Origin of the sequence: Caballeronia arvi (assembly GCF_001544695.2) — a bacterium.
GTDB classification, from domain to species: domain Bacteria; phylum Pseudomonadota; class Gammaproteobacteria; order Burkholderiales; family Burkholderiaceae; genus Caballeronia; species Caballeronia arvi.
Genome location: NZ_FCOM02000001.1, coordinates 245,156 through 268,036, shown reverse-complemented (window position 1 = coordinate 268,036; position 22,881 = coordinate 245,156). Strand labels below are relative to the sequence as shown.

Annotated in this window: 18 protein-coding genes; 3 read left to right on the top strand and 15 right to left on the bottom strand. The window is 64.7% G+C overall.

The window, feature by feature from the left end:
- Positions 1–51: 51 nt before the first annotated feature.
- From AWB74_RS01200 to AWB74_RS45475, 9 genes are all read right to left on the bottom strand, one after another.
- A complete protein-coding gene (locus AWB74_RS01200; RefSeq protein WP_061144938.1) occupies positions 52–4,629 on the bottom strand; it encodes a cellulose synthase subunit BcsC-related outer membrane protein in 4,578 nt (1,525 codons plus the stop codon).
- On the bottom strand, positions 4,623–5,774 hold the full coding sequence (gene bcsZ, locus AWB74_RS01195; RefSeq protein ID WP_061144937.1) for a cellulose synthase complex periplasmic endoglucanase BcsZ: 1,152 nt from the start codon (positions 5,772–5,774) through the stop codon (positions 4,623–4,625). Before bcsZ ends, AWB74_RS01200 begins: the two co-directional genes overlap by 7 nt.
- Before the next feature lies 1 nt (position 5,775).
- Positions 5,776–8,271, bottom strand: coding sequence for a cellulose biosynthesis cyclic di-GMP-binding regulatory protein BcsB (gene bcsB / locus AWB74_RS01190; RefSeq protein ID WP_096032005.1), 2,496 nt, complete (start codon positions 8,269–8,271; stop codon positions 5,776–5,778).
- The gene (gene bcsA, locus AWB74_RS01185) at positions 8,271–10,487 is read right to left on the bottom strand and encodes a UDP-forming cellulose synthase catalytic subunit (RefSeq protein WP_061144936.1); all 2,217 of its coding nucleotides are present in this window, start codon (positions 10,485–10,487) and stop codon (positions 8,271–8,273) included. Before bcsA ends, bcsB begins: the two co-directional genes overlap by 1 nt.
- Positions 10,484–11,269 carry a cellulose biosynthesis protein BcsQ gene (bcsQ, locus tag AWB74_RS01180; RefSeq protein ID WP_061144935.1) on the bottom strand — a complete coding sequence of 262 codons (786 nt, stop codon included), beginning with the start codon at positions 11,267–11,269 and terminating at the stop codon, positions 10,484–10,486. The genes bcsA and bcsQ overlap by 4 nt, the downstream gene beginning before the upstream one ends.
- Positions 11,266–12,027 (bottom strand): cellulose biosynthesis protein BcsP, encoded by a 762-nt coding sequence (bcsP, locus tag AWB74_RS01175; protein ID WP_061144934.1) that lies wholly within the window; start codon positions 12,025–12,027, stop codon positions 11,266–11,268. Before bcsP ends, bcsQ begins: the two co-directional genes overlap by 4 nt.
- A gap of 121 nt (positions 12,028–12,148) precedes the next feature.
- Complete coding sequence (gene bcsD, locus AWB74_RS01170; protein WP_061144933.1) at positions 12,149–12,604, bottom strand: cellulose biosynthesis protein BcsD; 456 nt, start codon at positions 12,602–12,604, stop codon at positions 12,149–12,151.
- 494 nt (positions 12,605–13,098) lie between these two features.
- Complete coding sequence (locus AWB74_RS01165) at positions 13,099–13,296, bottom strand: hypothetical protein (protein ID WP_061144932.1); 198 nt, start codon at positions 13,294–13,296, stop codon at positions 13,099–13,101.
- A gap of 2 nt (positions 13,297–13,298) precedes the next feature.
- Complete coding sequence (locus AWB74_RS45475; RefSeq protein WP_143749131.1) at positions 13,299–13,757, bottom strand: hypothetical protein; 459 nt, start codon at positions 13,755–13,757, stop codon at positions 13,299–13,301.
- Here AWB74_RS45475 and AWB74_RS01160 point away from each other — a divergent pair.
- On the top strand, positions 13,738–14,352 hold the full coding sequence (locus AWB74_RS01160; protein WP_061144931.1) for an NAD(P)-dependent oxidoreductase: 615 nt from the start codon (positions 13,738–13,740) through the stop codon (positions 14,350–14,352). The two genes, AWB74_RS45475 and AWB74_RS01160, sit on opposite strands and share 20 nt — an antisense overlap.
- 67 nt (positions 14,353–14,419) lie before the next feature.
- On the opposite strand, the gene AWB74_RS01155 is transcribed toward AWB74_RS01160, so the two are convergent.
- The 5 genes from AWB74_RS01155 to AWB74_RS01135 form a co-directional block, all read right to left on the bottom strand.
- The gene (locus tag AWB74_RS01155) at positions 14,420–14,884 is read right to left on the bottom strand and encodes a DUF3331 domain-containing protein (protein WP_235024450.1); all 465 of its coding nucleotides are present in this window, start codon (positions 14,882–14,884) and stop codon (positions 14,420–14,422) included.
- 584 nt (positions 14,885–15,468) lie between these two features.
- Positions 15,469–16,308 (bottom strand): ABC transporter permease, encoded by an 840-nt coding sequence (locus AWB74_RS01150; protein ID WP_061144929.1) that lies wholly within the window; start codon positions 16,306–16,308, stop codon positions 15,469–15,471.
- Positions 16,309–16,314: 6 nt separating this feature from the next.
- The gene (locus AWB74_RS01145) at positions 16,315–17,586 is read right to left on the bottom strand and encodes an ABC transporter permease (RefSeq protein WP_061145245.1); all 1,272 of its coding nucleotides are present in this window, start codon (positions 17,584–17,586) and stop codon (positions 16,315–16,317) included.
- Between the two features lie 64 nt (positions 17,587–17,650).
- Positions 17,651–18,685, bottom strand: coding sequence for an ABC transporter substrate-binding protein (locus tag AWB74_RS01140; protein ID WP_061144928.1), 1,035 nt, complete (start codon positions 18,683–18,685; stop codon positions 17,651–17,653).
- 69 nt (positions 18,686–18,754) lie between these two features.
- Positions 18,755–19,879 carry an ABC transporter ATP-binding protein gene (locus tag AWB74_RS01135; protein ID WP_061144927.1) on the bottom strand — a complete coding sequence of 375 codons (1,125 nt, stop codon included), beginning with the start codon at positions 19,877–19,879 and terminating at the stop codon, positions 18,755–18,757.
- A 175-nt stretch (positions 19,880–20,054) separates the two neighbouring features.
- Between AWB74_RS01135 and pdxR the strand changes: the two genes are divergently transcribed.
- Positions 20,055–21,548, top strand: a complete 1,494-nt coding sequence (gene pdxR / locus AWB74_RS01130) for a MocR-like pyridoxine biosynthesis transcription factor PdxR (RefSeq protein ID WP_061144926.1) — start codon at positions 20,055–20,057, stop codon at positions 21,546–21,548.
- 172 nt (positions 21,549–21,720) lie between these two features.
- Here the strand turns inward: pdxR and AWB74_RS01125 are convergent, their stop codons facing one another.
- A complete protein-coding gene (locus tag AWB74_RS01125) occupies positions 21,721–22,305 on the bottom strand; it encodes a TetR/AcrR family transcriptional regulator (protein ID WP_061144925.1) in 585 nt (194 codons plus the stop codon).
- An 88-nt stretch (positions 22,306–22,393) separates the two neighbouring features.
- On the opposite strand from AWB74_RS01125, the gene AWB74_RS01120 reads away from it, so the two are divergent.
- Positions 22,394–22,861, top strand: a complete 468-nt coding sequence (locus AWB74_RS01120) for a nuclear transport factor 2 family protein (RefSeq protein ID WP_061144924.1) — start codon at positions 22,394–22,396, stop codon at positions 22,859–22,861.
- The last annotated feature ends 20 nt before the right edge of the window (positions 22,862–22,881 follow it).

Genomic DNA, 22,881 nt, shown 5'->3' with positions numbered 1-22,881 from the left:
ATCGTGCGCGCACGCACGCCTCGCCGCAAGCGAAACGCGCGTGCGGAAACATCAGTTCGACATCGACAGATACGGTGAGCTGAACGCCTGCGGCGGGAACACCGGCTGCGCGCCAGCCTGACGCGTGAAGCTGTAGCGCACGTACACAGCGGCGAGCCATTCGCGATACTGATACGCGTTGCCGAACGATGCCGTCGCGCCGAACGCGAGTTGCGGCGCGAGCTGGTATTCGCCCGTCGCGCTGAGCGAGTACGACACGCCCGTCTTGCTCTGGCCGGGATAGACCGCGCCCGCGTCCGGCGTGGCGCCGGAGGAGGCGGCGCGTGCCTGATACGTCGAGTTCGTCGGGAAGTAGTTCGACTCGTCCTGCCGGTAATGCTGCACGCCGATCGAGCCCTTCAGGTCGTACGTGAAGAGCCCCGAGCGTCCCGTGTACTCGACCGGAAAGTTCAGAATCACGTACTGCTGCGGGCTGAAGTAGCCGCCTTGTCCGTAGGTGAAGTACGAGAGGTTCTTGTCGTAGTGCATCAGCGTGGTGTTCGCGCCGATCGTGAGCGTCTGGTCCGCATCCTTGATGATGCGCGTATAGATGCCGCCGCCGCCCTTCACCGCGTTGTTGGTCGCGACATTCTTGCCGTCGAGGAACTGGTACGCCGCGTTCACATAGACGCCGCTCGTGCTGTCGTCCCAGGCGAAGTCGGCGCGCGCGCCCGTCGATGTGACGCCGCCCCATTCGAGGCCCGCGCCCGCGTCGCGCGTGCCGGCGTAGGACAGCAGGCTGTCGGTGACGGCGCGGCGCGCGATGGCGAGCGAGTACGACACCTTGTCGGTGATCGCGTTCTGATACTGCAACCCGCCGACGACATTGGTTTCGCGAAAGCCGAGCGGCGTGGTGCCGACATCGCCCTTGAAATTGCGATTCTCATAGCCGACCGCGAGGCCGACGCCCGTCGCCGTCTGCGAGCCGTAGTTGTTCGTCGGCGGAGTGGCGACCGCGCCCAGCCCGGAGCCGAAGCGCGCGAGCGTGTTCTGCGTGCTGGCCGCCGTGCCGGCATCGAGCGTGACGGGCGTCGCGCGCACGATCACGTGCCCGTTGCCCGCCTTGATGCGGCCTTCGACGGGCGCTTCGATATCGGTGAGATTCGAGAGGCCGTCTTCGCCATCGCGGCTGCGGAAGATGAGGCCGCCGGAGATCGTGCTCGCCTGCTCGCGATTGATTTGCGCGAGTTCCTCCGCGACGCCCGCCGTCTGCGAATTCGCGACCGGCGCGGGAACACCGCCCGCGCTCATCGTCGCGGCGCTGGCGGCGCGCTGCGAAGGCTGCGCCTGCGACGGGTAATACGGCTGCGCATAGCCCGCGGGCGGCTGCGGAATGTACGGCTGCTGCGCGTATTGCGGCGGCGCGTACTGTTGCGGCTGCGGGTAATAGGGCTGCTGGCCGTAGGGCGCTTGCGCGTACTGCTGCGGGGGCGCGCCGTACGCGTAGGGATCGGCGGGAGGGACGGGACGAGCGGCCGTGCCTTTGCGCGACGATGCCTGTTTCTTCGTGCTGGCGGCAGGCGGCGGCGCGTAGGCATTCGACTGCGCATCGCGCGCGCCGGGCGACATCGGCCACGGCGCTGCATACGGGTCTTGCGCGGCGTAGGGCTGCTGCTGCGGATACGGCTGTTGCTGCGGATACCCTTGCTGCTGTTGATACGCCTGCTGCGGATACGCCGGTTGTTGATACTGCTGCTGCGGATAAGGCTGATATCCCTGCGCCGGATAAGCACCCGACGCGCCCGCATCCTGTCCCGGATAGGGCTGCAGCGGCGCGCCCGATTGCCCCGATCCATACGTGTCCGGGCCATATCCGCCGCTCGCGGCCGGACGTGGCGCAGGCTGCGGCGCGGGAGCGTTATAGGGCACCGTGTAGGGCGCGGGCTGAGGAGGCGGCAGATAGGTCGGCACGGGCTGCGAATAACTTTGGGGAAGGGCCTGACGATAAGACGCGCCCGATGCGAGCGCCGGGTTCGACGCCGTATCGACGGCTGTCTTGCCTTCGAACGGATTGGTGCCGGGCAGCGGATTCGAGCCGATACGGCTCATCGCGGTTTCCCAGCCCGGCGGGACATTGCCGCGCGTCTGACCCGGCGCGGCTGCCTGCACCGGCGTATTGGCGGCGACGAGCGAGCGTTGCAGGAACTGTGCCGCGAGATCGAGCTTGCCCTGCGCGCGATACATCCGGCCGATCGCGGCGAGCACGCCCGGATCGTTCGGGGCGGCGCGATACGCCTCGTTCGCGTAGGACTCGGCGAGCCTGAAATCGCGCGTGCCGCTCGCGGCCGACATCGCTGCCGTCTGCAGGCCGACATCGTCGGGACGGCGCGACAGCGCATTCCGATAACACGTGAGCGCGCTGCGGTCATCGCCCGCCGACGTGTACATGCGGCCGAGCGCCGCCTGCAGATCGGCGTTGTCGGGCATGGCGGCGAGCCACGGCGCGATCACGTCATAGGCCGCGGCGAGATCGCCCGTTCTGCGCACGGCATCCGCACGCGCGACCACGATGCCCACGTTCAGATTGTTGAAGTCGGCGCGCTGCTGCGTCGTGAGCGGCATCGACTGGAGGCGGCGCATGACGGAGCCGAGCTCGGCTTCCTGCTGCGTCGCCGACAGAATGCCCGCGTATTGCAGCAGCAGACCGGTGTCGTTCGGCGCATTGGCGATCGCGCCGCGCACGAGCGCCAACGCCCGCGCCGGATCGCCCGCCTTCACATACGCCGATGCGATCGCGCCCGTCAGTTCCGCATTGCCGGCTGCGACCGGCTCGGCGCGGCGCAGGATCGCGACCGCCTGCTGGCGCTGGCCCGCGGCGGCGGCGCGCGTCGCGAGTTCGGCCTGTTGCTGCACCCAGAGACGATGCTGCAATGCCGTCATCGCGTTCGTGCGCTGCGCGGCCGGAATCCGGTCGAGTTGCGCGAGTCCCGCGGACCAGTCCTGTGTTTCGGCGGAAAGCAGCGCGCTCGCGTAGAGCGCATCGGTCATGTCGGGATGCGTGGCGACGAGGCCGTCCATCATGCTGCGCGCATTGCCGACCGCGCCCTGACGCACGTAGATGCGCGCGAGATCGAGCCGAAGCCACGGATCGTCGGGATTGTTGAGCAGCGCGTCTTCGAAGAGACTGCGCGCCGTGCCCAGATCGCCGCGCGCTTCGGCGGCGCGCGCCTGGGCCGCCTGCGCTTCGCCGCGCAGCTTGTTGATGCCGCCGGCCTTCGCCTGCTGCTCCGTGTTCAGGCGATTGGCGAATTCGAGCGCCTCGTCGCCGCGTCCCTGTGCGGCGAGCGCGCCGACGAGCCCGCGGATCGCATCGGGATTGTCGGCCTGACGGCGCAGCGCCATGCGATACGCGGCTTCCGCGCCACGCGGATCGCCATTGGCGAGCAGCATTTCGCCGAGCAGCACTTGCGCGGTGACATCGGAGGGATTGGTCGCGATCGCGCGCTCGAACAGCGCCTTCGCCTGCGCGATCTGGCCGTTGCTGCGCGCACCGATCGCATCGCTCGTATAAGTCCAGTAGGTCGCGCTGGTGAGTGCGTCTTTCCAGCGCGCCGGATTGCCGGCCCGCGATGCACGTTCGAGATACGTGCGCGCTTCCGAAAAACGCTCCTGCTTCAGCGCGGCGACGCCCATGCCGCCGAGCGCGTCGGCGTCGTTCGGATCGCCCGCGAGCACCGTCGAAAACTTCGCGCGCGCCGTCACGAGATCGCCGCGATCGAGCGCCGTGAAGCCTTCCGCGACGACGCGCCCGCGCGCATCGACGGCGGCGTCGGCCTGCGAACGTTCGCGGGCGGTCTTGTCCTGCTGCACCATCGAATCGAAGCGCGCTTTCACGGCGGCGTCGTCGGGCGAGACTTGCAGATACGCCTGATAAAGCGGTGCATCCGATGCGCGCGCACCGAGCCACAAGAGCGCCTGACGCCAGCTCTTCTTCGCGTCCGCGCCGACGGAACTGTCGTTCGCCAGCTTCGCGAGCCGCGCGATACCGTCGCGCCGCGTCGTATCGCGATACGTCAGATGTTGCGCATACGCAAGCTGATAGCGCGGATCGTCGGGATACTGCCGTGCGAGTTGTTCGAGCCCGCGGCGCGCTTCGTCCCAGCCTTGCGGCGTCGCGGCGAGCGCCTGGTAATACTCGAGTTGCAGTTGCGGCGTCGCGGGCTTGCCTTCGATCGCGCGCTTGTATTCCTGAACCGCCGACGCGCTTTGTCCGCTTTGCGCGAGACGGCGCGCGTCGTTCACGGTCTGATCGCGCGAGCTGGTTTCGCCGAGACGGCGGCCGAGCTCGTCGATGTTCGGATAATTCGGCGCCACCTGACGCAACTGCGCGAGATACTGCTGCGCGCCGCTGCCGTCCTTGCGGTCGGCGAGCACCATGCCCATGCCGAAGAGCGCATCGGGCTGCTTCGGATTGATGCGCAGCACTTTCTGCCACGCCTGCTCCGCGAGGTCGCCGCGCTTGTGCGACTGCCAGTACTTGCCCTGATCGATGAGCACGGTCAGCGGATCGGTGGCGGCTTGCGCAAAGGCCAATGCGGGCGCGGCGGTCAGCATCGCCGCGATCACGCGCTTTTTCGTCTGGATCAGCATGCGCGTCTCCAGTTCGGCACGAGACGGCCGCTTTCATCGAAGCGATATTTCCCGTCGATGAAACCGCCACCGAAAAGACCGAGCACGCGGTCGTAGTAGACCGGCTCGCGTCCCGCGCCCGGCGGCGCGGTGAGCGCTTCGAGATGCGTTCGCGCGAGGCCGAGACCGTGCTCGTCGTTCAGCGCCTTGAAGTACGGCGCGAGCGCGCCCCAGTAGGACAGCGGACCTTCGCCGGTCGCGGCGCCGGTCGTCACGTTGACTTTCTCCGGCGGAAATCCCGTCTGCGCGACGCTCTGGCGCATGCCGGACAGCGCATCCAGCCACGGCCGCGCGAGCGGATCGCTGCTTGATGCCATGCCGGCCCACAGATAAACGCGGATCGCGTCATAGCTGCCGGTATCGCCGTTCTTCGGATCGACGACGAACTGGCCGCTCCCGCTCGTCTGATACGCGGCCCAATCGGGCGCATAGCCGCGCGGCGACGTGATTTTGATCATCTTCGCGGCGCTCTGCGCGAGCTTCGTCCACGGGCCGTCGGGCATTTCGTGCGCGAGGCCGCGCAGAAGCGGCAGCGGCAGATAGCTCGGATTCAGCCGCGTGACGTCGCCGGTGCGAAAACCTTGCGGACCGGGCAGGAGCATCGGCCCGAGGCCCGGCAGATCGACGATTTCCTGCTTCACGATCTGCGTCGCGAGGGCGTAGGCGAGCTTCGTGTACATCGGCTCCTTCCAGAGACGCCCGGCCTGGAAGAGGTCGTAAGCGATCCACAGATCCGAGTCCGATGCCGAATTCGGGTCCATCACGCCGAACGAGCCGTCCGGTTTTTTGCCCCATTGCCACGCGGGCAGGCGCACGTTGTTCGCATCGAGCTGATTGGCCGACAGATTGCTGCGCGTCCAGTCGAAGAGCCGGTCGAACGTGGCGCGGTCGTTCGCGACGAGCGCGAAGAACATGCCGTAGGACTGGCCTTCGGATGTGGTTTGCTGCGCTTCGGTCGAACGGTCGATCACGCGGCCATCGGCCTGCACGACGCGCTCGACGAAGACGCGGTATGCGGGCCAGTCGCATTGCGGCGCGGCGTGGGCGCCGGCGGCCGCAGCCGCGACGATCGCTCCGGCGAAAAGTTTGGCGGTCTGAACCCGCATATCAATCCCTCAGGCGCCGTGCGGCGATCGCGCGCAGCGTACGGTAGAACAGGGCGGCGATGATGAGCGCGGCGAGCACGCCGGCCAGCACCAGCAAAATGGGATGCGACGACAGCGCCCAGCGCATGTAGTGCATCGGCGACAGATGACCGACGTAATACGCATCGCCGTTCGACGTGACCGTCACAGTGCGGCCGTGAATCACGGCCATCGCGCCTTGAATCGACGGCAGCAGGTCGTTGTCGAGCAGCGCGGCGGAGAGATCGGCGTCGGACTGGCCCGCCGCGCTGATGAGCGCGACCGCGCTGCGGCCGCTCTTCAGCGGCGACTCGAAGCCGGTCAGGAGCGCATCGCCGTTGGAACTCACGAGCGACAGATCCGCGCGCGCCGGCGAGCGTTCCGGGCCTTGCTCGCCGTGCCACCAGTCGACGACCTTGAACGCGACATCGGAAAGCTGGAAGGTGCGTGCGTCGCCATCGCCGGAGAAGGGCATGCTCTTCGCCCAGCGCTGCAGGAGCGGCTGGCGTCCGGGCGAGCCGAGAATCAGCAGATCCTTGTCGGCGAAGCGGTCGACATCGTTCGCGCTCGTCACGGTGACGCCCGTCACCGGATAACCCGTCGATGCGCCCATGCGGCCCATTTCCAGCAGATACAGGCTGTAATCGGCCGAGTTGGGCTCGTTCGGCAGCACCACCGCCGTCTGCGAAAGATCGGCCATGCGCGTGAACGGGAAGCCGCCGTTGGCGAACGCGGCCAGATCGGGCAGCGCCATGTAATGCGGAAAACCGGAGAGATCGATGGTCGAATTCGGATCGATCGCGCCGACGACGTTATCCAGCACGCGTCCCTGGCATTCGCCGGTCTTCGGGATGTCGTAGTAGAAGTGCAGGCGCAGTTGTGCACGCGGCGTGATGAGCAGCGGCGGCAGATAAATCTCGCGGCGCGCGGCGACGGTCTTGTCCGGCAGCACGCGGCTGAAGTACGTGCCGAGATCGAACGTCGAGGTCGATACCGCCGGAATCCGCAGCGACTGCACGAAGCCGTCGTTCACGCTGATATTGAGCGACGAGCGGTCCGGCGCGGGGCGCACGGTGTAGCGATAGCCGAGGTCGATCGGCACGCCCTTCGTCTGCCACATGAAGAGATCGGGCGGCACGCGCAGGTTCACGCGCACGGCGTCGGCATCGTAGCCGTGGGCGCTCAGGTCGCGCGCTTCCGCCAGTTCGCCGAAGCGCACGGGGCGGTCGGTCGGCAACCAGTTCGGCGCGTCGTACGGGCGGCGCGGCTGCAGGTCGTTGAACTGCGTGATCGTCGCGCTCGTGCCGGAGAGCGTGTTCTGTCCGACGCCGAGCGCCTTCGCCGCGATCTTCAGCTCGTTCTCGTCGCGGCCGAGCACGAGCAGGATGCGTCCGCGCGCGTTGGCATCGCGTTCGACGACGGCGATCGTCGGTCCGGAAACCGGCGGAATGTCGACACCCGCGACCTTGGCATCGCCGATGGCGAACACGACGGCATTGCCCGAGAGCGGCACGTTGTCGGTCTGCGCCGGGAAGATCGCGCCGCGATAGCCCGCGAGCGAGCCGAAATACGACGCGACCATGCCGGCCGCTTCGAGCGCAGGCAGACTCGGCTTGCCCGCGAACACGAAGGGCAGTTCGAGGCGGCGCACGTCGCGGCGGTCGAAGAACGGCTGCGGCAGCGCGGCGAGATCGGGTTTGTTTGCGATCGACGCATACGTGAGATCGAGCGAGCTCGCGTTGCTGACGGTCGCCCACAACGTCGAGTTCGACGGGTCCTCGCACTGCTGCGTGTAATGCCCGATCAACTGAACGTTGAGGTGATTGAACTCGGTGATGAAGCGCGGATCGATCGCGACATCGCGTGCGACCAGCATGCCGGCCTGATCGCGCGGCACGGGCAGCGTCGCGGCCACTTCGCCGTTGATGAGCACCTTCAATTGCGAGATCGACGGCAACAGCGACGGCGAATAGCTGTAGATCAGATGCAGGATCGCGCCGGTCACGACTTCGTCGCCGCGCACCGAGAACGCGATGCCGTTCTGGCCGTCGGTGCCGCGCAGTTGCAGCGGATCGAGCGCGCCGTAATCGGCGAAGGTCAGCGTCTGACGGCGGCCGCCCGGAACCAGCGTGCCGGGATCGGCGGTGGTCGGAATGCGCGACGTGAGCGGCTTGTCGGGCTTGCCGGAAAACGCGGGCACCGGCATCGCGAGCGTCGGCTGGCCGATGGTCGCCGCGTTGTACACGACGGCCGGACTCGGCGCGGGCACGGTGCCGACGCCAGTGGCCTGCTGCGTGCCACCCGCGGCTGCATTGGCTTCGGCCGTGGCGGCCGCCGCGATGGAAGCGAACGGCGCCGCGAGTGCGGTCTGCAAGGCCACGAAGACGGCCAGTGCACGCGCAAAAGGTCTTTCGCAAAAACGCGGCGCGCGCTCGCCCGTTTCGTTTTCAACGCTCAACTTCGACATACCCATGCCCATTATTGGTCTTTGGTTTTCAGCTTCTTCACATCGACTGGGCGCTTGTTCATCCAGGTACGAAGGTCGCTGTACAAATGCTCGAACAAACCGGCGATGCCGCGCGTGCCCACCAGCAGCACATGCGACAGGCCGCGCAACGGCGTATCCGGGCGGCGTCCCTCGGACCAGCCGGTCCAGGCGTCGGCGCGCGCGAAAGTGGTCTTCACGAAGTCGTATTCCTGCTCACGCGTGAGCGTCGAGAAACGCAGCCCGACACGCCCCGGTTCCGTATAACCGACGGTCGCCGGGAATGCGTACTCCTCGTCGCCGCGAAAGAGCGATACGGTGACGCGTTCGTGCATCGGCACTTCTATCTTGTTCGGCAGCGCGACGCCCACGCCGCCTTCCGAGTAGTCGATCGTTTCGCACGCGAGCGTGCGGCCGGTCGAGAACTTGAGCATGACGGGCATCTTCATCGTCACGCGATGCGTCGCGCGCACCTGACGCCGCTCGCTCGCCGCCGCCACCGACGCGCCCAGAATCAGCATGTTGTAGACCGTCCAGCAGAGATTCAGGATGGTCGTGTTCACTTCGCTGCGGACATGCCAGTACATGACGATATGCACGATGCCCGCCACGAAGCCGAGCAGATTCAGCAGCAGCAGGAACAGATAGGGACGCGAGATATACCAGTCGAAGTAATCCTTCGCGATCTGGCCGCCCTTGGCCGTCACGTTGAACTTGCCGAGCTTCGGATTGATGACGGCGAGCAGCGTCGGCGCGGTGATGTACGACGCGAGCACCGATTCATACACTTCGGCCCAGAACGAATGGCGGAAGCTGCGCTGCATGCGCGAATTGGTGATGCTCGCGTGCATCATGTGCGGCAGCGCGAAGATCGCGATGGTGCTCGCCGCCGCTTCGATCACGTGCGCGCCGAAGAAGAGATAGGACAAAGGCGCGGTCAGGAACACGAGACGCGGCACGCCGTAGAAGAAGTGCAGCATGCCGTTCAGATAGCACAGCCGCTGGCCGATCTTGAGGCCCTTGCCGGTGAGCGGATTGTCGATGCGGAAAATCTGCGTCATGCCGCGCGCCCAGCGGATGCGCTGCCCGATATGCCCCGAAAGACTTTCGGTCGCGAGACCCGCCGCTTGCGGAATCGCGAGATACGCAGTCGTATAGCCGAGCCGATGCAGCTTGAGCGCCGTATGCGCGTCTTCGGTCACGGTTTCGACCGCGATGCCGCCGATCTCTTCCACCATTGAGCGGCGCAGCACGGCGCACGAGCCGCAGAAGAACGTCGCGTTCCAGAGATCGTTGCCGTCCTGCACGAGACCGTAGAACAGCTCGCCTTCGTTCGGCACCTTGCGAAACGTGCCGAGATTGCGCTCGAACGGATCGGGCGAGAAGAAGTGGTGCGGCGTCTGCAGCATCGACAGCAGCTTGTCGCGCAGGAACCAGCCGAGGCAGATCTGCAGGAAGGAACGCGTCGGAATGTGGTCACAGTCGAAGATCGCGAGGAATTCGCCCTTCGTGATCTTCAGCGCCTCGTTGATGTTGCCCGCCTTCGCGTGACGGTTGTGCGTGCGGATCGTCCAGTTGACGCCCACTTCCTCGCAGAAGGTCTTGAACTCGGGGCGGCGGCCATCGTCGAGAACGTGGATCGCGAGCTTGTCGGCGGGATAGTCGAGCGCGAGCGCGGCGTAGATCGTCGGCTTCACGACCGAAAGCGGCTCGTTGTACGTCGGAATGAAGACATCGACGGTCGGCCACTGGCTGCGGTCGACGGGCAATGGCAGCGGCTTGCGCTTGAGCGGCCACGCGGTTTGGAAGTAGCCGAGCAGCAGCACGAGCGCCGCGTAGACTTCGGCGGCGACCAGCAACAGGCCCCACGCGGCGTCGAGCGGGCGTTCCCAGTACGTCGTTTCGGTGAGACGCCAGAACATGTAGCGGCCCGACGCAGCCACCGACAGCATGATCATCACGAGCGTCGCGTACTGGCCTTGCAGACGGCGAAAGCCGAGCGCGCAGACGAAGCAGATCGTCGCGAACGCGAGCTGCTGACCGAACGCGAGCGGCACCGTGACGACGAAATACAGCGCGAACAGGGCGAAGACCGTGAGCAGCACCACGACGATCCGGCTGCCCCAGATTCCTGCATCGACGAAACGTTCGAGCCGCGAAGTCGCGACGCTCACCTCGGTTTCCGGCGACGGAATCTTGGCGGAACTCATGCGAGCTTCCTCGAAACGGCGATCGCGTCGATGGCGGAAAGCAGCCAGTCGCCGCACGCGCGCAGATCGGCGGCGGCTTGCGAAAGCGGGTCGTAATGGATCAGCGTCGTGTCGCAGGCGAGCGATTCGGACACGCCTTCGTCCTGATGGATCACGCCGGGGAACATCTTCGCGCCGAGCATGTTGCGCAGCACCTTGAGCACGTCCTTGCTCAACTGGCGCGACTGATCGACCTGATTCACGACATAACCCTGACCCGCGAAGTCCTGACGCGGCGCGGCGTAGGCATCGACCATGCGCTCCATGCCGGGAATCGCGGCGTAGGACGCGGCGTCGGCCAGTACCACGTTCAGCGCGAAGTTCGCCGCCGTGAGCGCGGTGCGGGTGTAGACGGACGAGCCCGGCGGCGTGTCGACGATCACGATGTCGTTGGCGTCGAGCGCGAGCGATTCGAGCGAATGCGCGAGCCACGCGGGATCGCTGTCGACGAGCGCCTCGAAGCGGCGGCGATCGTCCTCGGTCACGGCGCCGTAGGGCAGCACGGTGACGCCGTCGACGCCATCGAACATGACCGTCTGCCACGGATCGCGGCTGAGCGTTGCGCGTGAGATGCCGTCGATGCTGTCGAGCGGAATGCCGAAGTGCAGGCGCAGCGCGTTCTGCGGATCGAGATCGAGCACGATCACGCGGCGATTGCGCGCGGCGAGCACCGAGGCGAGATTGGCGGCGAGCGTCGTCTTGCCGACACCGCCTTTCGCGGAAACTACCGTGATGACTTTCATGAGCGTGGGAGGCGGCCCGCGCGCGCGGCGTGGTCTGCGTTTGCCTGCGTGTTCGTGGGTTTGTTGGCTGGGCGGTCGGCGTGGCGCAGACGCTCGAACATGGCGTTGAGCGAATCCGCGGGCGCGCTCGTCGCGTGCTGGGCTTGCGGGTTGAAGAGCTTGCCGAGGATCGACTGCGGCGCAGCAGGCACCGGCTCCGGTGCGCGCGTTGCCGGCGGCACTTGAACGGGCGCGCGACGGGCGAGAAAATTCGATCCGAAGGTCGATGCCGGTTGCGAGGCTTCCGGCTGGGTTGCGTTGGTTACGTTCGCGACCGGCGCCTGAACCGGCGGCACGCTGGCGGCGGGCGCGATCGCCGAATCCGGAATCGTTCCGCTTTCTTCCGACGCCGATTCGCCCATCACCGAAAAGCGCAACGCGCTCAGCGATTCCGCGGCCGGCGGATTGACGGGCGGAATCGTCCGGCGATGCGGCCGCATGAAAAGCTGCTGCTTGCCGCGATGGATCGGCGTCGGGGTTTGTTGCGTGCTGGCCAGCTCGCCCGGCGTTTCATGCGAATGCGGGCGTGCCGCGTTCGGTTGCACGTCGCGGCGCGGCGCGATCTCGGGAATCGCGGGCTGCGCGAAGTCGAGCGTCGCAAGCAGCGGCCAGCGGGTGCGCGCCGACTTGGCCTCGTTTTCCCGGCCGATTTCCTGGTAATCGCCTGCATTGCCGCCGAAATGATCGAACAGCTTCTCGATGTCGCGCGAAGTATTCATGGTGACGCTTCCTCGTCGTACCTTTCCTGATGCCTGGCCGGCTACTGCCTGTTCTGATCCGCCCGTCCGGGCGGTCGATGCCGCCGCGTCGAGGCGGCGGTCGTGTGTGCTGAAGCTGCTGTCAGGCCGCGACGCGCGCGAGCCTGAATTCGATGGCCGCGTCGTCGCCGAACTCGCTCGCCTGCCGGATCGCGAGACCTTGCGCGCCGAGCGCGGCGAGCCACTGCTGATACGCGCCTTCGAGGAACGCGGGCGTCCACGCGAGCGCGCTTTCGCCGAAAGCGGGCAGCGGCGCGCAGTAATGCACGATGCTCAAATAGTCGCGTTCGTCCGAGAGTTCGACGAAGCCCCAGTCGGTGTCGCGCCACAGCGTGTTGAGCGCATCGGCGAGCGCCGACGTCGAATCGCAGGGCGGCAGGGGACGGGCTTGCGCGAAGCGGCTGCCCACGCGATGCATCAGCTGACGCAGTTCGTTGCGCCCGATCTGCGCTTCGAACTCGTCTGCAAGCGCGGCCAGCAGGCCACGCCATTGCTTGGAAATCTGGCTGTCCAACAGGTAATCGAAAATAGCGGCCATGTTTTTTCGTTCGGCAGGGCGTGAGCCACAGCGCGTGGTTGATCGGTCTTGTTTACGTCCTCGCCGGGAATCCCTTGAGCCCGCGAGCATTGATCCGGACGTTTGTCCAGGCGCTATTACACGTCTGAACTTACTTCAATGTCATTGTTTTCGCCAGTGGAAAGACTAGCAGTGGATTTTTTGTCGGATCGGGCGAAAAGGAAGCCACAGACGGCTCATTTCAGGCGTTCGGCGCTCGTTCGCATGGACGAAATGTCGACACGCTGATTCGATCCCGATGGGCGAGGGCGGGCGGGCTGCCCCTTGGCGGCGGCAGTGTCATCTCGTTAATCTGCCCAGCCGGCGGGCAAATGCTCTGATTCATACGGATTGACTTCGGGCGGAATAACTTACTTGCCGTTTGCCAATCGTCGATTCGTCGTACTTGAAAAAGGCGTCGAAGGGCGAAAAAAAAAGCGCCCCGAATGGGGCGCTTCGCATGGGATTTCGAACGCTTACGGATTCGCGCGTACTGCGTCGCGAACTGCGTCCATCACGATGCCGTAATTGAGCGGGATGTCCAGCGAATCGGAGTAGCCGGGTTGATCGGCCGAATCCTTGGGGACAGCGCGAACCGGAATCGGCTCGTAGGCGGTTTCGCCTGCCGGATTTTCGCGTCCTTCGATGGCACCCTGCAATTGCGGATTCTTCACGGTTAACTCCTTCCGGTAATGGAGCGGCGAGGAACTGCAATATAAACCAATGTCATGACATTTTGGCGAACTTCGATTTGGAAACTCGCTTCGAGACTGCTGCGGGCGGCGCGCCGGTGATCGCCGCTGTCGCGCGTTTCGAAAGAGCGCGGGGCCTCTAGTTTAACGGCGACATACGTTTTCGAAAGCGCGTTTCGGTTATGACAATGGTGTGTCGATATACCGCCAGCCGCGCGAAATCGGCCCGGAAATTGCATGACCATAGGCTTGCTACGTATGCTTTTAATAATGGCCGCGCGCCGGCCGATTCTCGGATCTCCGTATTCATCGGAAAAAACTAGATCCGAAAGGGCGATTGCGCGCGGTTTATTTCCCTTATGATGAACCGGCCGGTCGGGCGATGCCGGTGCGAACGCCGTTAAAAAGAATGGAGAACCAGCAATGAGCAAAATCGCGATCATTGGCGCGACGGGCAATGTCGGCAGCCGTCTGATGGAAGAAGCGTTGCGGCGCGGACACACGATCACCGCGATCGCGCGCGACACATCCGGGCTCGCGGAGCGCGAGGGCGTCAGCGCGCTAAGCGTCGACGTGCTCGATCCTGAGGCGCTCGCGGCCGCCATCGCCGGGCACGATGCGGTGTTCAGCGCGACGCGCTTCGCCACGGTTTCCGAGAGCGCGATCGTCGAACCGATGAAGCGCGCGGGCGTGCGGCGGCTGCTGGTGGTCGGCGGCGCTGGCAGCCTGTACGTCGCGCCGGGTCGTCGCGTACTCGACTTGCCGGACTTTCCCGACGCGTACAAGCCGGAGGCCACGGCGGGCGCCGCGTTCCTCGACGCGCTGCGCCGCGAGCGCGACATCGACTGGACTTTCATTTCGCCTTCAGCCGAATTCGTGCCGGGCGCACGCACGCAGCGATTCCGGCTCGGCGTGGACGAGTTGCTCGTCGACGGCAGCGGCCGCAGCTGGATCTCGTTCGAAGATTACGCGATCGCCTTCCTCGACGAGTTCGAGCGCGACGCCCACGTCAGGCAGCGGATCACGATCGGATACTGAGCGCGAAGCGGCACGCCCGGCATCGGAACCGATTCCGGGCGCGTCGTCGCTTCGCTTGCGCGGACTGTCAGCCGTGCACGTCCGCTTCCACTTCCTCGCTGCTCTGAGGCATCGCAGCGGCGAGGATCATCGCGGAGGCGTTCTGCGGCTTCGGATCGCGCTGCGAAGGCCGATAGACCTGATCGCCGCGATGTATCGGCATCCCCGAGAGTGAGCACACGCCCTCGGCCGTTGCCGTGGTCGCGCGCCAGCCCTGATAACCGTAATGGCACGTTCCGGGATCGGACCAGTAGACGAGCGCCGTCGCGCTGCTCGGACGCTCGATCACGCGCACGACGGCTTGCGGGAAGGGCACGCGATCGTCGGAATGCGGGTGCGTGCGGTTCCAGTCGCGCGTCAGGCGCTCGAGAAACGCGCTTTCGGCGCGCGCGGTTTTCTGGGAAGGGGCAGTGCGGGCGATATCCTTCGGCATCGCCTCGAGCTGGTGAACCGTCTGTGACCACGGGTCCGCTCTTTTCGAAAAAGCTGTCATGGCATTGTTCCAGGCTTTGACTCGACCTAGAACGTACGCCATTAAGCACATTCCGATAAATACTGCATCAGTGAATACACTATCCCGTTGTTACGAATAATCGGCTTGGCGTCTTTGGGAGCCTTACGTGGCGGGCCTGTAGCGCCGTGCGCGGCCCCAAGTGCTTGCTTTACTGGCGGGCGTTCCAGGCGGTTCGAAGGGTTAATGTCGGACCGAAAGCGATGCCCTCTACGTACGGTTCGTTTCGCACGAAAGGGTTATCGGACTCACCATTAACAACCGAGTGCGCCAGGCAGCCTCTCGACGCACACGATGGTCCCACTCGAAGCCCCGTCTGACATGGCTGGAACCGGTCCGGGCACCCGACCGCGGCCGCATTCCAAACCATCTCCGAGCGATAGAAAGGCGTACGCGGACTCGCGCCCGCATCGCCACGACGGAAAGGCAAGCCGAGTGTCGCGTGTGCACGCAAGAATCGACACGAAATAACCGCGTCGGCGCCCTCGATGCGGACGGTGGCCCTATGCAGAGCCCCGCCGGACAAGCCTTTGACCCGATCCGGGCACCCGCCCGCGGTCCATCTCTTACCCCGCTACCGCACGCGCCGCCGCGCGGCCACGCAGCCATTCCAGCGCCAACAGCAAGCTCGTCGAAAACACGATGAGGATCGTCGCGAGCGCGGCGATCGTCGGGCTGATGTTTTCGCGAATGCCGGTAAACATCTGCCGCGGCAATGTCGTCTGATCGGCGCCAGCGAGAAAGAGGGTGACCACGACTTCATCGAACGAGGTGGCGAACGCGAACAGCGCGCCCGAAATCACGCCCGGCGCGATGACCGGCAGCGTCACGCGAAAGAAAGTCGTAAGCGGGCTCGCACCGAGCGACTGGCTCGCACGCACGAGGTTGTAATTGAAGTTCTGCAGCGTCGCGCCGACAGTCGTCACGACGAACGGCACGCCGAGCGCAGCATGCGCAAGAATCAGCCCGAAATAGGTATTCGCAATCCCGAGCGGCGCAAAAAACAGATACATGCCGACGCCGACGACGATCACGGGCACGATCATCGGCGAAATGAGCACGGCCATCAGCGCGCTTTTGCCGATGAAGTTGGCCTTCGTCAGCCCGACCGCGGCGAGCGTGCCGAGGATCGTTGCGACGATGGTTGCAGAAGGCGCAACGATGAAGCTGTTCTTTGCCGCCATGCGCCATTCCTGCGACATGACGAGGTTGTGATACCAGCGCATCGACCAGCCCGGAATCGGGTAGACGAGGAACGTGCTCGACGAGAACGAGAGCGGCACGATCGCGAGCACCGGCAGGATCAGATACAGGAGCGTCAGCACGCAAAGAATGCGCAACGCGAAATACCAGATGCGCTCGATGCCCGACGTATGCGGCGCGAACAGCGGTTTGGCGAGTTTCATATTCCGTTACCCCAGGCTCACGTTCGCGCGCGTAAAGCGTCCGTAGACCACATACAGCAGCAACGTGGCGGCGAGCAGCAGCGCGCCGAGCGCACAAGCCATGCCCCAGTTGATCGTCACGTTGGTGAAGTAGGCGATGTAATAGCTGACCATCTGATCGTTCGGCCCGCCGAGCAGCGCCGGCGTGATGTAGTACCCGATCGCGAGAATGAACACGAGCAGCACGCCCGCGCCGATGCCCGGATAGGTCTGCGGCACATACACGCGCCAGAACGCGGCGAACGGATGGCTGCCGAGCGACACGGCCGCGCGCTGATACGTCGGCGGCACGGATTTCATCACGCTGTAGAGCGGCAGGATCATGAACGGCAGCAGGATGTGCGTCATCGAGATATAGACGCCCACGCGGTTGAACAGCAGCGCGAGCGGCGAGCCGATCAGCCCCGCGCCGATCAGCGCCGTGTTCACGAGCCCTTCGCTCTGCAACAGCACGATCCACGCGGCGACGCGCACCAGAATCGAGGTCCAGAACGGGATCAGCACGAGCACCATCACGAGATTGGCGCGGCGTTCGGGCAGCGTCGAAATCCAGTAGGCGAGCGGATAGCCGAGCAAGAGCGCGAACAGCGTCACGCCCACGCCGATCACGAACGTGCGGGAGAAAACGTTCAGATAGATGGACTGATCCGGACCGGCATGGACGATATTGCCGAAGCCGTCCTGCTTGTGATCGAGCGACGCGAGGATGTAGAACGGCGAATAACGGCCCGCGTTCTTCGCGATCGCTTGCCAATAGGCGGGATCGTTCCAGCGGTCGTCGATCTCGAGAATCTTCGCCTTGATTTGCGCCGCGGGCAGCGGCTTGCCGTCGTCGCCCGTCATCGGCATTGCGCGCGCGGTTTTCGCGACGAGCGAGCGGTAGCCCGGGATTTCGGTGTTCAGGCGGCGGGCGAGGGCGCCCATCGATTCGCCTTCCGCCATCGCCGTGAGATCTTGCGCGAGCGCGGCATAAGCTTCGTCCGATGGCGGCGCCTTGCGGTCCCATTTCGCGAGCGCGGCGCCGGTGTGCGGCAGCGCGTTCGCCACTTCGGGATTTTCGATCGCGCGCGTAAGCAGCGCGCCGATCGGCACCACGAAAATCAGAAAAAGAAAAATGGCGAGCGGTGCGATGAGCGCGAGCGCCATCGCGCGCTTTTTCGCATCGGCGATCTTCAGCTCGCGCTTCAGACGCGCGCTCGATTCGCGCGAGTCTTCCGCCGCGATCGTCATGGTGTTCACGCTGGTGTCTCCTTCCTTGCGGTCGCGCTTGTTGAGGAGCGCGACCGTCATCCCTGCAAAGTGCTTACTTCGATGCCCACGCGGTGAAGCGCTGTTCGAGCTCGTCGCCGTGGTCGGTCCAGAACGCCATGTCCTGCAGCACGGCGTTCTTCGCGTTGTCCGGCGAGTTCGGCATGTCGGCCTTGGTCTTCGCGTCGAGGGCGGAGATCGCGGCCTTGTTCACCGGGCCGTACGCGATGTGCTGCGCATAGACTTCCTGCGGCTTCTGCGACACCGAATACGCGATGAACTGCGTCGCCACGTCCTTGTTCGGCGAGCCCTTCGGAATCGCCCAGTAGTCGAGGTCGTAGATACTGCCGTTCCACACGACCTTGAGGTTCTTGCCTTCCTTGCGCGCCGCGTCGATGCGGCCGTTGTAGGCGGTGGACATCACGACGTCGCCCGCGACGAGGAATTGCGGCGGCTGCGCGCCCGCTTCCCACCACTGGATCGACGGCTTGAGCTCGTCGAGCTTCTTGAACGCGCGGTCCGCGCCGGCCTTCGTGCCGAGCACTTTGTAGACGTCCTTCGGCGCGACGCCGTCGGCCATCAGCGCGAATTCGAGGTTGTAGCGCGCGCCCTTGCGCATGCCGCGCTTGCCCGGGAATTTCTTCGTGTCCCAGAAATCGGCCCAGCTCGCCGGGGCGGCCTTGAGCTTGTCGGCGTTGTAGGCGAGCGCGGTCGACCACACGAAGAAGCCGACGCCGCACGTCGCCGGCGATTCGGGCACGAGGTCGGATTTTTTCGCGATCTTCGACCAGTCGAGCTTTTCATAGAGACCTTCGTCGCAGCCGCGGCCGAGATCGCCCGATTCGACTTCGACGACGTCCCAGTTCACGTGCTTCGCTTCGACCATCGCCTTGACCTTGGCCTGCTCGCCGTTGTACTCGACGGCGGTGACCTTGTTCTTGGTCGATTGCTCGAACGGCTGATTGAACGCGACTTTCTGCGCGTCGCCATTCGCGCCGCCGAAATTGACGACGGTGATTTCAGCCGCAACCGACGCCGCCGATACGCATGCGAGCGCGGCCGCCATGGAACACAGTGCGAACTTCTTCATGATGGTTTCCTCTCTTCTTTGACTTGGTTTTGTCAGTGGACCTGCTGCCGATAAAGATGAACGCGTGTTTCAGGCGAATACACGCAGATGCTCGGGCGCGAACTCCAGCGCGACGGGCGCGCCGGGCGTGAAGCCGTCGAGCGCCGCCGTGCCGAGCGGCACCTTGACGAAGCACTCGTCCTGCTCGCGCACGCCGCAGCGCATGCGTACGTGATCGCCGAAATAGATGAGGCTTCTCGCTTCGCCCGCGAGCGCATTGCGTCCGTCGCCGTTTGCGTGACCATTCGCGTGACCATTCGCGTGACCGTTGGCCGCCGTGAGCTTCATGCGCTCGGGCCGGATGCACGCAATGGCCGACGCGCCCGGTTGCGCCTTCGCGACGTTGAGACCGGACAGCCGCGTGCCGTCGGCAAGGCGGATCGCACAGTAATCGCCGTGTGCATCTTCGATGGTGCCGCGCAGCCGGTTGCTGTCGCCGATGAAGTTCGCGACGAATTCGTTGCAAGGCGCTTCGTAGAGGTGATCGACGGTGTCGAGCTGCTGCACGATGCCCTTGTCGAACACCGCGACGCGGTCGGACATGGTGAGCGCTTCGCCCTGATCGTGTGTCACGTACACGAAGGTGACGCCGAGCTTCTCGTGCAGCGCCTTGAGCTCGATCTGCATGTGCTCGCGCAATTGCTTGTCGAGTGCGCCGAGCGGCTCGTCCATCAGCACGAGCTTCGGTTCGAAGACGAGCGCGCGGGCGAGCGCAATGCGCTGCTGCTGACCGCCCGAAAGCTGCGCCGGATAACGCTTCGCGAAGCTTTCCATGCGCACCATCTTGAGCGCGTCGTTCACACGGTGCGCGCGTTCTTCGGCAGACATCTTGCGTACTGTCAGCGGGTATTCCACGTTTTGCTGCACCGACAGATGCGGAAACAGCGCGTAGTTCTGGAACACCATGCCGATATCGCGCTTATGCGGCGGCACCTTGTTGAGCAGCTTGCCGTCGAGCCAGATCTCGCCGCCGGTCGGGAACTCGAAGCCCGCGAGCATCATCAGGCAGGTCGTCTTGCCCGAGCCCGACGGCCCGAGCAGCGTGAGGAATTCGCCCTGATAGATGTCGAGATCGAGCGATTTGACGACGAGCGTTTCCCCGTCGTAAGTCTTTCGCACGCCGCGAAAGCTGACGATCACCTGATCGGATTTCATCTTCCGTGTCTCCTTCGGAAAACTCTTGATACTTCCGAGAGTCTCCGCGGACGCTCGGAAATTTTTTCCACTGATTGGGCTAACTATATCCCGATAGGGTTCTAGAATGTGGAACCATTTCAATATTCAGAATGGAGCCACTCTATTCGGGTGGTCCGTCGCGCTGGAGCGTTTCATGGATACCATCATCCTTGCCGACTGGCTGAGTACGCGGCTCGATCGCACGGCCGCGGAGCCGATGTACCGGCAAGTGCTGGAACTGATGCAGCAGGCCATTCTGACGAGCCAGCTCGCGCCGGGCACGAAGCTGCCGAGCTCGCGCACGCTCGCGATCGATCTCGGAATCGCGCGCAATACCGTGCTGCACGTCTACGACCAGCTCACGGCCGAAGGCTATGTGGTGTCGACCACCGGCAGCGGCACTTATGTCGCCGACACCGCGCCCCGCGACGGCGCCGCCAGGCAGGCGAAAGTCGAAGAGACGAAGACGCCGTGCATGATTTCGCGCCGCGGCGAGCGCCTGATCGCGCAGGCGGGCGTGTCGCCGAAACAGTGGGGCGCGTTCATGCCCGGCGTGCCGGATGTCGCCGAATTTCCGGCGCGCACCTGGAGCCGCCTGCAGGCACGGCTCTGGAAGCGCGCGAGCCCCGATCTGCTCACGTATGCACCCGGCAGCGGTTATCGGCCGTTGCGCCGCGCGTTGTCGGATTACCTGCGCGTCGCGCGCTCGGTGAAGTGCCAGCCGGATCAGATCATCATCACGACGGGGATTCATCAGTCGATCGACCTTACGGTGCGTCTGCTCACCGATTTCGGCGACCGCGCGTGGGTCGAGGAGCCGTGCTACTGGGGCGTGCGCAGCGTGCTGCAATCATCGGGCTTGACGCTCGTGCCCGTTCCCGTCGACGAAGAGGGGCTCAATCCGGCCGCGCGCGACATGGCCGAGCCGCCGCGCATCGCGCTGGTGACGCCGTCGCATCAATATCCGCTCGGCATGGTGATGAGTCTCGCGCGACGCCGCGCGCTGCTGGAATTCGCGCGCCAGCACAAGGTGTGGATCATCGAGGACGATTACGACAGCGAATTCCGCTACGGCAGCCGGCCGCTGTCATCGCTGCAAGGTCTCGACGACGCCGGACAGGTCATCTATGTGGGCAGTCTCGGCAAGATGCTGTATCCCGGCTTGCGCATGGGCTATATGGTCGTGCCCGAACATCTCGTCGACACGTTTCGCATCGGTGTGGCGGAGCTTTATCGCGAAGGACAGTTGATGCAGCAGGCCGTGCTGACCGAGTTCATTCTCGACGGGCATCTCACATCGCACGTGCGGCGCATGCGTGGGCTGTATGGCGAGCGCCGCGAATTGCTGATCAATGCGATTCGCACGCGCTTCGGCGATGCGCTCGCTGTGCGGGGCGACGAAGCCGGTTTGCACTTCGTTCTGGAACTGCCTCCTTTTGCCGATGACCGCGCAGTCGCCGCCGACGCGCTCGCCGCGAACGTCGTGACTCGGCCGCTGGTCAACTACTACATGGATCGCAACAACGCGCGGCCGGGATTGATGCTCGGTTACGCGTGCGTGCCGAACGACGAGATCGCGCCCAATTTCGCGAAGCTCGCCGATGTGATCGAACGTGCGCTCTTACCTGCAGCTGAGCCTCAGGCGTAAAGCCAATCTGTCGATTCAATCGGGACGATTGAAATCCTCGATTTCACTTGTGGACATTTATGTCGCACTCTTAAGTTCCCTCTCGGGTTGTGTCCTCCCCGGCTCAACCTTTTGCACCGGCCTCGCGCCGGTGCCTTCTTTTGTGCGCCAGCAAGAAGCGCGTGTTTCACATCTATCGAGGTTCCGCCGCGCCGCGCTTGATGGCCCGCACCACGCGCGCCAGCGCCTTCAACGCGTCGGCGGGCGAATCCGCGAATTGCGCCGCGACGATCGCGCCATCCACTGCCAGCGCGAGCGCCTGCGCATCCGCCTTCGCAGTGCGCGACGCCGGCATGAGCGTGCGGATCGCCGCGGTCATGTCGCGTTTGTGACGCCGCGAGATGTCGACCGCCTGCGGCAGCGTCGCGCCGACTTCCACAACCGAATTGATGAACGCGCAACCGCGATAGTTCTCGTTGCCGAACCATTCCGCGAGCGCGGGTACGAGCGCGTTGAGCGTGCCGCCGTGGCGCGTCAGCGCATCGCGGAACCACGTCATCCAGTTATCGTGACGGAAGTCGAGAAATGCGATGATCAGATCGTCCTTGCTCGGAAAATATCGATAGAACGTTTTCTTCGCGACACCCGATTCGGCGATCACGCGATCGACGCCCGTGGCGCGGATGCCGTCGCGATAGAAAAGCTCGTGAGCGGTATGCAGGATACGGGCGTCCGGCGCGGGGTCCGCGGCATCGGAAAGTGCATTAGAGGTAATCATCCGGTAGATTGTAGACAGGTTCGTCTACCTGCGCTAGAGTGCGTCCGGTAGACAGACCTGTCTACCATTTCACTCGAAGAGGACACTCATGGAATCCAAGCCGCCGTTCCCGCCGTTCGATGAAGAATCCGCCACGCTCAAAGTCCGTCTTGCCGAAGATGCATGGAACACGCGCGAACCCGAACGCGTATCGCTCGCCTATAGCGTGGACACGCGGTGGCGCAATCGCGCGGAGTTCGCGAACGGGCGCGAGGAAGTGGTCGCGTTTCTCCGGCGCAAATGGGCGCGCGAGCTCGACTATCGGCTGATCAAGGAGCTATGGGCGTACAAGGAAAACCGCATCGCCGTACGTTTCGCCTATGAATGGCACGACGATGCTGGCAACTGGTATCGCAGTTTCGGCAACGAAAACTGGCAATTCAACGAAGCAGGGTTGATGACGCATCGGCATGCTTCGATCAACGATCTGCCGATCAAGGAAGCAGACCGCAAATATCACTGGCCGCTCGGCCGCCGGCCCGACGACCATCCGAGCCTGAGCGACCTGGGGTTCTGACGCGATCTCATTCCAACGAT

What these genes read in the sequence shown, in the direction of transcription:
- AWB74_RS01155 (WP_235024450.1), bottom strand. Translation starts at nt 14,884, where the DNA reads ATGACAGCTTTTTCGAAAAGAGCGGACCCGTGGTCACAGACGGTTCAC.
- bcsA (WP_061144936.1), bottom strand. Translation starts at nt 10,487, where the DNA reads ATGAGTTCCGCCAAGATTCCGTCGCCGGAAACCGAGGTGAGCGTCGCG.
- AWB74_RS45475 (WP_143749131.1), bottom strand. Translation starts at nt 13,757, where the DNA reads ATGATCGCGATTTTGCTCATTGCTGGTTCTCCATTCTTTTTAACGGCG.
- AWB74_RS01200 (WP_061144938.1), bottom strand. Translation starts at nt 4,629, where the DNA reads ATGCTGATCCAGACGAAAAAGCGCGTGATCGCGGCGATGCTGACCGCC.
- AWB74_RS01140 (WP_061144928.1), bottom strand. Translation starts at nt 18,685, where the DNA reads ATGAAGAAGTTCGCACTGTGTTCCATGGCGGCCGCGCTCGCATGCGTA.
- bcsD (WP_061144933.1), bottom strand. Translation starts at nt 12,604, where the DNA reads ATGGCCGCTATTTTCGATTACCTGTTGGACAGCCAGATTTCCAAGCAA.
- bcsZ (WP_061144937.1), bottom strand. Translation starts at nt 5,774, where the DNA reads ATGCGGGTTCAGACCGCCAAACTTTTCGCCGGAGCGATCGTCGCGGCT.
- AWB74_RS01150 (WP_061144929.1), bottom strand. Translation starts at nt 16,308, where the DNA reads ATGAAACTCGCCAAACCGCTGTTCGCGCCGCATACGTCGGGCATCGAG.
- pdxR (WP_061144926.1), top strand. Translation starts at nt 20,055, where the DNA reads ATGGATACCATCATCCTTGCCGACTGGCTGAGTACGCGGCTCGATCGC.
- AWB74_RS01135 (WP_061144927.1), bottom strand. Translation starts at nt 19,879, where the DNA reads ATGAAATCCGATCAGGTGATCGTCAGCTTTCGCGGCGTGCGAAAGACT.
- bcsP (WP_061144934.1), bottom strand. Translation starts at nt 12,027, where the DNA reads ATGAATACTTCGCGCGACATCGAGAAGCTGTTCGATCATTTCGGCGGC.
- bcsQ (WP_061144935.1), bottom strand. Translation starts at nt 11,269, where the DNA reads ATGAAAGTCATCACGGTAGTTTCCGCGAAAGGCGGTGTCGGCAAGACG.
- AWB74_RS01160 (WP_061144931.1), top strand. Translation starts at nt 13,738, where the DNA reads ATGAGCAAAATCGCGATCATTGGCGCGACGGGCAATGTCGGCAGCCGT.
- AWB74_RS01125 (WP_061144925.1), bottom strand. Translation starts at nt 22,305, where the DNA reads ATGATTACCTCTAATGCACTTTCCGATGCCGCGGACCCCGCGCCGGAC.
- AWB74_RS01120 (WP_061144924.1), top strand. Translation starts at nt 22,394, where the DNA reads ATGGAATCCAAGCCGCCGTTCCCGCCGTTCGATGAAGAATCCGCCACG.
- bcsB (WP_096032005.1), bottom strand. Translation starts at nt 8,271, where the DNA reads ATGGGCATGGGTATGTCGAAGTTGAGCGTTGAAAACGAAACGGGCGAG.